A 3,991-nucleotide genomic window follows, 5' to 3' on the forward strand; every position below is an offset into this window, starting at 1 on the left:
TAAACCCCCCCCCCGGGGGGGGGCCCCCCCCCGGGGGGGGGGCGCCCCCCCCGCCCCCCCCGCCCCCCCCCGCGCCCCCCGGGGGGGGGGGGCGCCCCCCCCCCCCCCCCGGGGCCGCGAGGTCCGCGCGTCCCGCCCAGCCGTCAGAGCCGCTCGGGCGTCCTGATGCCCAGCAGGGCCATGCCCTGGTGGAGCGTGCGGGCGGTGAGGTCGCAGAGGAACAGCCGGTTCTCCGCCACCTCCTGGGCCGGCGCGGGCTTGATCACCGGGCACTGGTCGTAGAACGTCGTGTAGAGCGACGCCAGTTGGTACAGGTACGCCGCCAGCTTGTGCGGCGCGTACTCCGCGGCGACCTCCTCCAGCGTCTCCCCGAACCGGTCCAGGTGCAGACCCAGCGCCCGCTCCGCCGGGGCCAGTTCGAGCTCCGGGTGGGCGAGCGGCGTACGGTCGCCGGCCTTGCCGAAGATCGACCGGACACGGGCGTACGCGTACTGGAGGTACACCGACGTGTCGCCGTTCAGCGAGACCATCTGGTCCAGGTCGAACTTGTAGTCCCGGACGGCGGAGGTGGAGAGGTCCGCGTACTTCACGGCACCGATACCGACGTACCGGCCGTTCTCCACGATCTCCTGCTCGCTCAGGCCCACCTTCTCGGCCTTCTCGCGGACCACGGTCGTCGCCCGCTCGATCGCCTCGTCCAGCAGGTCCACCAGCCGGATCGTCTCGCCCTCACGGGTCTTGAACGGCTTGCCGTCCTTGCCCAGCACCGTGCCGAAGGCGAGCTGGTGCGCCTTCACGTCGTCGTTCAGCCAGCCCGCCCTGCGCGCGGTCTCGAAGACCATCTTGAAGTGCAGGGACTGGCGGGCGTCCACGACGTACAGGAGCGTCGACGCCTTGAGCCGGAAGACCCGGTCACGGATCGCGGACAGGTCCGTCGCCGCGTAGCCGTAGCCGCCGTCCGACTTCCGCACGATCAGCGGGACCGGGTTGCCCTCGGGCCCCTTGATGTCGTCGAAGAAGACGCACAGGGCGCCCTCCGAGCGGACGGCGACGCCGGACTCCTCCAGGAGGCGGCAGGTCTCGTCCAGCATGTCGTTGTAACCGGACTCGCCGACCACGTCCGGGTCGCGGATCTCCATGTCGAGCTTCTCGAAGACCGAGTAGAAGTAGATCTTCGACTCGTCCACGAACTTCTGCCACATCGCCAGCGTCTCGGGCTCGCCCGCCTGGAGGTCCACCACCCGGCGCCGCGCCCGCGTCTTGAACTCCTCGTCGGAGTCGAAGAGCGTCCGCGCCGCCTTGTAGAGGCGGTTCAGGTTCGACATGGCCTCCTCGCCGGAGACCTCGCCGCCCTGGTGGTCCAGCTCGTGCGGATGCTCGATCAGGTACTGGATGAGCATGCCGAACTGGGTGCCCCAGTCGCCGATGTGGTGACGCCGTACGACGGACTCGCCCACGAACTCCAGGATCTGGACCACCGCGTCACCGATCACGGCCGAGCGGAGGTGACCTACGTGCATCTCCTTGGCCACGTTCGGCTGCGCGTAGTCGATCACCGTCGTGCCCGGGTGCTCCACGAACGGCACGCCGAGACGCGCGGTGTCCGCGTACCGCGCGGCCAGGTTCTCGGTGATCGCCCGGTCGGTGATCGTGATGTTCAGGAAGCCGGGTCCGGAGACCTCGATGTCCTTGATCACCTCACCCGACTCGACCCGCGCCACGACCTGCGTCGCCAGCTCTCTCGGGTTCGCCTTCGCCTTCTTCGCGAGCGCCAGGATCCCGTTGGCCTGGAAGTCGGCCCGGTCGCTTCGTCGCAGCAGCGGGTCCGCGGAACCGGCCTCCGGCAGGGCTGCCGTGAGGGCGTCCGCGAGGCGCTGGTGGACGGAAGCGGTGAGGGACGTGACCGAGGCCATGGGGTGGATGCCGTTCTCCTCGAGGGATTCAGATGGACCCGGCCAGTATCCCATGGGGGAGCAAGCGGAATTCGCTGCGACGGCCCGGCGGCGCCGGGTGACGAGGGGGCACTGAAAAGCCGTTTTCGTGGTTCCGGTCCCAGCTGGGAGAATGGTGCGGACAGCCGTACTGGCGTATCAGAAAGAAGGACGTGCCGATCGTGGCTCAGAGCACCGAGACCACCGACTGGGTCTCCCGTTACGCGGACGAGGTCATCGCCGAGTCGGAGCGTCGTGCCCCGGGCAAACCGGTCGTCGTCGCGTCCGGACTCTCCCCCTCCGGCCCCATCCACCTCGGCAACCTGCGCGAGGTCATGACCCCGCACCTGGTCGCCGACGAGATCCGCCGCCGCGGCCTCACCGTGCGCCACCTGATCTCCTGGGACGACTACGACCGCTACCGCAAGGTCCCGGCCGGCGTCCCCGGCATCGACGAGTCCTGGGCCGAGCACATCGGCAAGCCGCTGACCTCCGTCCCCGCCCCGAAGGGCTCGGAGCACCCGAACTGGGCCGAGCACTTCAAGGCCGCGATGACCGAGGCGCTCGCCGAGCTCGGCGTCACGTACGACCCGATCAGCCAGACCGAGCAGTACACCTCCGGCGCCTACCGCGAGCAGGTCCTGTTCGCGATGAGGCACCGCGGGGACATCGACGCCGTCCTGGAGCAGTACCGCACCAAGAAGGCCCCCGCCAAGAAGCAGCAGGGCCAGAAGCCGGTCGACGAGGCCGAGCTGGAGGCCGCCGAGGGATCGGGCGCCGCCGCCGAGGACGACGGCAGCTCCACCGCCGGGTACTTCCCGTACAAGCCCTACTGCGGGCGGTGCGAGAAGGACCTCACCACCGTCACGGCCTACGACGACGAGACGACCGAGCTGACGTACACCTGCTCGGCCTGCGGCTTCTCCGAGACCGTCCGGCTCAGCGAGTTCAACCGCGGCAAGCTGGTCTGGAAGGTCGACTGGCCGATGCGCTGGGCCCACGAGGGCGTGATCTTCGAGCCGAGCGGTGTCGACCACTCGTCACCGGGGTCCTCCTTCCAGGTCGGCGGCCAGATCGTCGGGATCTTCGGCGGCGAGCAGCCGATCGGACCGATGTACGCCTTCGTCGGCATCAGCGGCATGGCCAAGATGTCCAGCAGCAAGGGCGGGGTCCCCACCCCGGCCGACGCGCTGCAGATCATGGAGCCGCAGCTGCTGCGCTGGCTGTACGCCCGGCGCCGCCCCAACCAGTCGTTCAAGATCGCCTTCGACCAGGAGATCCAGCGGCTCTACGACGAGTGGGACAAGCTCGCCGGCAAGGTCGCCGACGGCTCCGTGCTGCCCGCCGACGCCGCCGCGTACGCCCGCGCGGTCGGCACCGCAGCCGGGGAACTGCCCAGGACCCCCCGCCCGATGGCGTACCGCACCCTCGCCTCCGTCGCCGACATCACCGCCGGCGCCGAGGACCAGACCCTGCGCATCCTCAGCGAACTCGACCCGCAGAACCCGCTCGGTTCGCTCGACGAGGTCCGGCCCCGGCTCGACAAGGCCGAGACCTGGATCAACACCCAGGTCCCGGCGGAGGAGCGCACCGTCGTGCGCGCCGAGCCCGACGCCGAACTGCTCGCGTCCCTCGACGACCCGGGCCGCGAGTCGCTGCGGCTGCTCCTGGACGGCCTGGACAAGAACTGGTCCCTGGACGGCCTGACCCATCTCGTCTACGGCGTCCCCAAGGTCCAGGCCGGCTTCCCGGCCGAGGCCACCGCCAAGGAGCTCCCGGCGGAGATCAAGGTCGCCCAGCGCACGTTCTTCGCGCTGCTCTACCACCTGCTCGTCGGACGCGACACCGGCCCGCGCCTGCCCACGCTGCTGCTCGCGGTCGGCCAGGACCGCGTGCGCAAGCTGCTCGCGGCCTAGGACCGCGACCCTGGCCTTCGGCCGCACGAGAAGGGGGGGGGCCCGGGGGAACCCGCCCCCCCCGCCCGCGGACCCCCCCCCAGCCGACCACTCTGGGGGGGCCGGGGGTAGCGCCGGAGGGGGGGGGGGGGGTAGGTTGTCGCA

2 protein-coding genes are annotated in these 3,991 nt (G+C 70.7%); one reads left to right on the plus strand and one right to left on the minus strand.

Annotated elements, in window-relative coordinates; translation table 11 throughout:
• Positions 1–143 precede the first annotated feature (143 nt).
• A complete protein-coding gene (gene argS, locus ACFV2J_RS40305; RefSeq protein WP_385097056.1) occupies positions 144–1,913 on the minus strand; it encodes an arginine--tRNA ligase in 1,770 nt (589 codons plus the stop codon).
• Between the two features lie 191 nt (positions 1,914–2,104).
• On the opposite strand from argS, the gene lysS reads away from it, so the two are divergent.
• Positions 2,105–3,847, plus strand: a complete 1,743-nt coding sequence (gene lysS / locus ACFV2J_RS40310) for a lysine--tRNA ligase (protein WP_385097054.1) — start codon at positions 2,105–2,107, stop codon at positions 3,845–3,847.
• Positions 3,848–3,991: the final 144 nt, after the last annotated feature.

Source organism: Streptomyces sp. NPDC059668, assembly GCF_042734135.1.
GTDB lineage: Bacteria > Actinomycetota > Actinomycetes > Streptomycetales > Streptomycetaceae > Streptomyces.

Coding starts and splice junctions, on each gene's coding strand:
- argS (WP_385097056.1), bottom strand. CDS start 1,913: ATGGCCTCGGTCACGTCCCTCACCGCTTCCGTCCACCAGCGCCTCGCG.